This window comes from Streptomyces canus 299MFChir4.1 (genome assembly GCF_000383615.1).
GTDB classification, from domain to species: Bacteria; Actinomycetota; Actinomycetes; order Streptomycetales; family Streptomycetaceae; genus Streptomyces; species Streptomyces canus_C.
Window position 1 is genome coordinate 40703 of sequence record NZ_KB911629.1, and the last position, 6000, is coordinate 46702.

Here is a 6000-nt window from a genome sequence, read left to right on the forward strand (position 1 = left end):
TCGATCTTGCTGCCGCACCGGGAAACTCCAAGATCCCCGACAGAGTCAAGCTGAGACGATTGCCGTGTGCAGGACGAACAAGAAGCGGTGGCAGTCTACCGATTCATTGCAGCACTTACCGCAGTTTGGACGTCGCTACGGCCGTCACCCCAAGGAGCCCGGCACTGATCATCAGGCTCAACCGCATACCCTCGGCGAAGTCATGGGCAACCAGTGACCCGAATCCAGCAATCGCGAGGCCGCCGGCCATCTGGCGGGCCGCGTTGAGCACGCCGGCCGCGAGACCCGCCCGCTCCGCCGGGACCGCGTCCATCATCAGGGCGGTCAGAGGCGGCAACGCCAGCGCGCAGCCGAGACCCATCGGCACCAGGAGCACGGACACCAGGCCCGCAGGCGTGCCCGCGCCGACGAGGAGGAGAATCAACGCTCCGATCGCTGCCAGGCTCTGGCCGACCGCCATCGGCAGCCACGGGCCGTAGCGTTCGGCCAGCCTGCCCGAGAGCACATTGGTGACCGCGATCAGGCCGGTCATCGGCAGGAACACCAGTCCGACGTCCAGCGCTGAACGGTCCTCGTGCATTGCCAGGGATAGGGAGAACAGGAACACCACGCCGTAGAAGGCCACGCTGCACGCCGCCCCGGCTGCAATGGCAATGCGTACAGCCGGATTGCGGAACAGGTCGAACGGGACGATAGGGTGTGCCTGGCGCGCTTCAGTGAGGAAGAATGCGGCTATTGCCGCCATAGCAATAGGGATCGCTATCAGCCGTATCTTTCCCTCCTCGATCGCTGCGACAGCCAGGGAGGTAAGAGCCACTATGGCCAAGCCCTGCCCGGGCAGGTCCAAAGGCGCCGGGTTGCGTTTGGAGCGCGGAGCTCGCACGAGCAGTAACAGAGCGACTGCCCCCGCCGGCAGGTTGATGAAGAAGACGGCTCGCCAGTCCCACAGCGTGGTCAGCGCGCCACCCGCAATCGGGCCAAGGGCCATCGACACCGACCCGCCGGCTGCCCACGCAGTGACCGCGCGGGCCCGCTTGACAGGGTCTGTGTACGCCTGTCGCACCAGTGCCAGCGAAGCCGGGAGGACGAGAGCCGCTGCACTCCCCTGTACCGTGCGGGCGACAATGAGCGCCAGAAGGTTTGGTGACAATCCGCAGACGACGGAGGAAATGGTAAACATCACGATGCCCATGGCGAAGGCTCGACTGGCACCGACCCGGTCCGTGAGAGCGCCGCTGGACAAAAGCAGCGCTGCGAAGGCTAGTGTGTACGCGTCCACCACCCATTGCAGGCCGGACACTCCGCCGCCAAGACTGGAGCTTATGAACGGCAGGGCCACATTGACCACGGAGGTGTCGAGCGTGATCAGGGAGAAACCAAAAAGCGCCGCCACGAGCGTGAATCCGGAAGACGTTTTGCTGGAGGTCAATTCCCCGTGAGTGTGGGCAGATTCCTCACCCCGGGGCGGCCGATTCTTTAGCATGGATCAATGTTGTGCAAAAATGATGCCACACAGCAGTGGCCTGAATGCCAAGGATCCGGAGGTTCTGGCCATCCCTGCAAGGACGCCCCACCGTGTTGCCGTCATCACCCCTTCCCCGGTCTCGATGTTCAACCTCGCCATCCCGGACATGCTGCTCACGAAGGTCGACATCGACGGCACCCCGGGCTACGAGGTGACCATCTGCACCAGTGCACCAGGCCCGGTGGCCACCACCAGCGGTCTGGACCTCAACGTGCATACAGGACTTGACGCCGTGATGGACGCCGATACGGTCCTCCTCGCCGGCTCCGGTCGGCATGAAACGCCTGACCCCGCCACCGTCCAGGCTGTGAAGGAGGCGGCCGCTGCGGGCAAACGCATCGCTTCCATATGCAGCGGTGCCTTCGTGCTCGCCGAAGCAGGCCTCCTCGACAGCCGCAGCGCCACCACGTACTGGAGCCTCGCCGACGAACTGCTCGACCGATACCCGAGCCTCACCCTTAAGGGCGACGTGCTTTACATCCAGGACGGACAGGTGCTCACGTCCTCCGGTTACGCCGCCGGCATCGACCTCTGCCTGCACATCATTCGCACCGACTACGGTGCTGCAGTCGCCAACGAGGTCGCCCGTCTTGCCCTCGTCGCACCCGTCCGCCCCGGCGGCCAGACCCAGTTCACTCAGACCCCTCTGCCGCCGGTGCACGGCACCGCCTGCACCGACACCCGCGGTTGGGCCATGCGCAATCTTGACAAGCCCCTCACCCTCACCGACCTGGCTCGTCACGCGGGCATCTCCGTACGCACGCTCACCCGCCGTTTCCACGCCGAGAGCGGCGTCAGCCCGCTGCAGTGGCTGCTCCACCAACGCATGGAGCGCGCCAAGGAACTCCTGGAGACCACAACCCTTTCCATGGACCGCGTGGCCGATGCCTGCGGCCTGGGCTCTGCTGACTCTCTACGAGCCCATATGGTCCGCCGCACCGGTCTGACACCAAGCGCCTACCGAGCACAATTCAGCCACTTGGGCACCACGAACGGACCAGCCACACGGTGAACCGCTCCTGATACTCCCACCTGCTCGCCTTCGCCGCGCACCGCACACGAGCCGAACCGTACGTCGAGGCGATGACGGCCCGCGGCTGGTCGGTCCACGACATCCGCTTGCGCTACAACCTGCCACAGACGGCTGTGGCCAGGGTGTCTCCCTGTCTGAGCGCGGCCTGTGCCGTCTCGTGATGCGCCGTGCTGCGGCCGCTGCTCCGTCCACAGCCCGGCAGGACCTGGAGAGAGGTACACCGGACCGTCTTCATGTCCGGAAATGGTTGTGCGCGAGTCCCGCCACATTGCCTGGCGTGCAGCGGCCATGGATCTTGAAAGGCTTGCCACAGTGGCAGGCGTTTGGGGGATGTGATGGCCCGCCCGGCAGTACGTGATGGCAGCGATCCCAAAGCCGTCCGTGACACTCACGTATTGATCGACTGTCTGCAGGAGCGGGCCCTGCACGCCTACCTGCGCTGGCGCAACGCGAATGCCCGTCACCCCGACGTCTGGCAGCCCAGCGCCGCGAGCGCGCTCGCATCCGCAGTAAGAAGGGCATCCGTTGGGGCGGACGGACCTCGCCGATGCCGCTTGACCACTCCGGCGACCTTGCCCGGCCGGGTCCTAGCAGTAGCCGTCCACCCTGACGCCGGCTGGAGCGAGGTTGGGCCAGGGATGTCCTGCTCTGTCGGAGGCAGCGGACCGTAGGAGGTCAAGAATCGTGCACCCCGGGTAGCCCCGAAAACTTGCGTAGGTGCCGCGGTAGTAGCAGCTCCAGTAGCTCACTACCCGCCGTTGAGTGCGCGCGAAGAAAGCAGGGTTGTCCACGAGGAACTGCCCGTAAGCGAGGTGGCCGCAGGTGCCGGGCGTGGCGAGATCACGGAGCTCATCGCAGATGACGACCAGGATCTCCAAGACGTACTCGCCAACCAGCTGCACGACGAAGGGGACGACCCATGGGTCCGTGGAGCCAACGACCTTCTCCAGGTGGCGCTGCCTGACCACGCCGTCGCAGTGCCTTGAGTACAAGCAGTGCAGAAGCTGTTGTTGGCGCGACGAAAGCAACGCCACCCTGTCAGTTGGCGGCTCGTCGTTGTAGAGGCGCCCGGGGATCAAAACTTGCTGGCCCTCGACCGCGACCGCGAACGAGGCATGCGGCTGGAGCCGCGAATCAGGCATCACTGCCAGGACTGCCTGGGCATCGCTTGCAAGCTCGGCTGGGAACGCCGTGATCAACGGATTGCTGCGGTCGGAAAGCGGCTGCACGAGCCGAGCATAGGCGGATGCCTGGGCCAGGTAGCTGGCATTAATGGCCCCACACCCGCCCAACCCGGCGAAGGTCTGCGGTCAGAGCACTAGAGATCTTCAACGGCTGAGGTTACGGCGGTTGGAAGTCGAGCCCGGTCTTGGCGATGAGGCCTTCGATGAGGTGGGGCCGGTACTGCATCTGTTTGAGCCGGGTCTTCACCAGTGCGGTGAGCTGGTCGAGGCTGTGTTTGGTGAGGTTGGCCAGGGATCTCTTCAGGTGCGACCATACGCCCTCGACCGGGTTGAACTCCGGAGCGTATGGCGGCAGCTGGTAGACGGTCAGCCATAATCGCGCCGCGATCAGCCGTCGCATTGTGCGGCTGACGTGGGTGTTCAAATTGTCCCAGACCAGGACGATGGGACCGCCGAGCTGCTGGTGTACGGCATCGAGCAGGCGGGCGTAGTCGGTCTCGGTGAAGCCCTTGCGCCGGCCTTTGGCGGGGCCGCGGTCCAGGTGGATGCGGTAGATCAGCCGTGGGCTGCGGCCGGCTTTCGTGCAGATCGGCGCCGCCATCGAGACCCGCTTGGTGCCCGCGGAAGTGACCTTCACCACCGGGGTGTGGCCCCGGCGGCCCCAGGTTCGGCCCTTGGGCGGCCTCAGGCTCTGACCTGCCTCGTCCTCGAAGCAGAGCCAGGCGCCCAGGTCCGCCGCCCTCTTTTTATGACGGGCCACTGCTCGTCCTTCCAGGCGGCGATCCTCGGCTCGTCCCGCTCGGTGGCCTTGCGGCTCGGGACCTGCACGCTCCAGCCGATGCGGTGCAGGAGCAGGTCGAGCCCGGCCAGGGTGTACTCGACCCCGAAACGGCGGCGCACGATCTCACCGATGCGGGCCAGCGTCCAGCACTGGTCGCTCCAGCCGGAGGCGGCAGGCCCGGCCTCCAACACCGCCTCCAGCACACGTAGTTGTGCGCCACTGAGTTTGCAGCGGGCACCGCCGGGACCTTTGGACACCAGCGCCTGGCGGCCGCCCGCGGCCAGGGCCCGACGCCAGCGGTTCGCCGACATCCGGGTCACCCGGAACCGCCGGGCCACCTCCCGGTCACTGGCCCCCGCCTCGATCAAGTCAGCTGCCGTGAGCCGGACTTGCTCACGCCGATCGCGCTCCTCAGCCGTCAGCCCACCGCCATCGGGATACCTCACCCCTCCGGCATAGCGCGAACCACGACAACCGTCACGACCCCACGTAACCCGCACACTTAAAGATCTCTAACAGAGCGGTGAATACCCGCTCCCCGGTCCGGTAGATGCAGGTTCGGCTGACGTCCCCCAGGCCATCACTCGCCTTGCCATTGCTTCTGGCCGCAAGCGCACAGGACCGACGCTGAAGTGATCTTCCAGCTCGTGACGCAGAAAACTACCGGTCTCGGTCCGGCTGGCGCCGGAACCGAGCTGCTGGAGGAGAGGGCAAGCATGCAGTCGTATGCGTCCTGCACATCGTCAGCGACCGCTCCGGACTGTCACCAGGAACGCCGCCAGCACCTACCTTCTGATCCAGCCGAACCGCCTATGCCGGGTCCCCGGGGTCCGCCTTGAGCAGCAGCCTGTGCAAGGTTGCCAGCTCGTCTGGCGTCAATGTCCCGAGAGAGTGCCGCATGACGCCTTCGACGACCTTGGCCCCTTCGAGTCGTAGCCGTTCTCCTTCCGCGGTGAGGCGGTGTCGGACGGCGCGACCCGGCCCGGAGACCCGCTCGATGAGCCCTCGGCCGATCATCCGGCCCGCCAGGGTGCCTATCGACTGGTCCGTCTGGAACGTCAGCACCGCCAGCGCATGCAGGGACGCGTCCGGTTGGGCGTGCAGATGCCTCAGCACATCCCGCTGCGGCAGGGACAGGCCGAGCTCGCCCAAGCCGGTGTTCGCCGCGCGATGGTGGTGCCACTGCAGTCGTTTTACCGCCAGTCCGACATCCTGCAATGTCACGGCAGTCATGGTGATGCCTTTCAATCTCAGTATCCTTAGCTACACGTCCTCATCCTATGAGGAGCGGTGACTTGGCACCTCCGTGAGCTGCGGTCACCACCGGTGGCAGTGGGGTGGAGCGTCCGAGCTGAGGAAGCCAGATGCACTCCGTTGCCCGCAGGGGGCCAGGTGCCTGGATTGCAGGAGCCCCGCATGCCGACCAGCGATCCGTTGTCGATGGTGGGCGATGCGAGCGCTGGTGTATCGGCCGAAG

5 protein-coding genes and 1 pseudogene are annotated in these 6000 nt (G+C 65.8%); 2 read left to right on the forward strand and 4 right to left on the reverse strand.

Features of this window, described 5'->3' with window-relative positions:
• Positions 1 to 115: 115 nt before the first annotated feature.
• The gene (locus tag H293_RS0144080; protein WP_028808733.1) at positions 116 to 1483 is read right to left on the reverse strand and encodes an MFS transporter; all 1368 of its coding nucleotides are present in this window, start codon (positions 1481 to 1483) and stop codon (positions 116 to 118) included.
• 124 nt (positions 1484 to 1607) lie between these two features.
• Between H293_RS0144080 and H293_RS0144085 the strand changes: the two genes are divergently transcribed.
• Together H293_RS0144085 and H293_RS60945 are read left to right on the forward strand one after the other, a co-directional pair.
• Complete coding sequence (locus H293_RS0144085; protein WP_020124164.1) at positions 1608 to 2537, forward strand: GlxA family transcriptional regulator; 930 nt, start codon at positions 1608 to 1610, stop codon at positions 2535 to 2537.
• Between the two features lie 428 nt (positions 2538 to 2965).
• Positions 2966 to 3168: pseudogene (locus tag H293_RS60945) on the forward strand (hypothetical protein); the annotation flags it as partial.
• Here H293_RS60945 and H293_RS0144090 read toward each other — a convergent pair.
• The 3 genes from H293_RS0144090 to H293_RS0144105 form a co-directional block, all read right to left on the reverse strand.
• Entirely contained in the window at positions 3146 to 3787 is a 642-nt protein-coding gene (locus H293_RS0144090; protein ID WP_033416507.1) for a hypothetical protein, read from the reverse strand. The pseudogene H293_RS60945 and the gene H293_RS0144090 sit on opposite strands and share 23 nt — an antisense overlap.
• Before the next feature lie 112 nt (positions 3788 to 3899).
• A protein-coding gene (locus H293_RS62050) for an IS630 family transposase (protein WP_472727708.1) occupies positions 3900 to 4969 on the reverse strand; the annotation gives its coding sequence in 2 pieces (ribosomal slippage) (positions 3900 to 4483 and positions 4483 to 4969; 1071 coding nt in all).
• A gap of 364 nt (positions 4970 to 5333) precedes the next feature.
• A complete protein-coding gene (locus tag H293_RS0144105) occupies positions 5334 to 5771 on the reverse strand; it encodes a MarR family winged helix-turn-helix transcriptional regulator (protein ID WP_020124168.1) in 438 nt (145 codons plus the stop codon).
• Between the last annotated feature and the right edge of the window lie 229 nt (positions 5772 to 6000).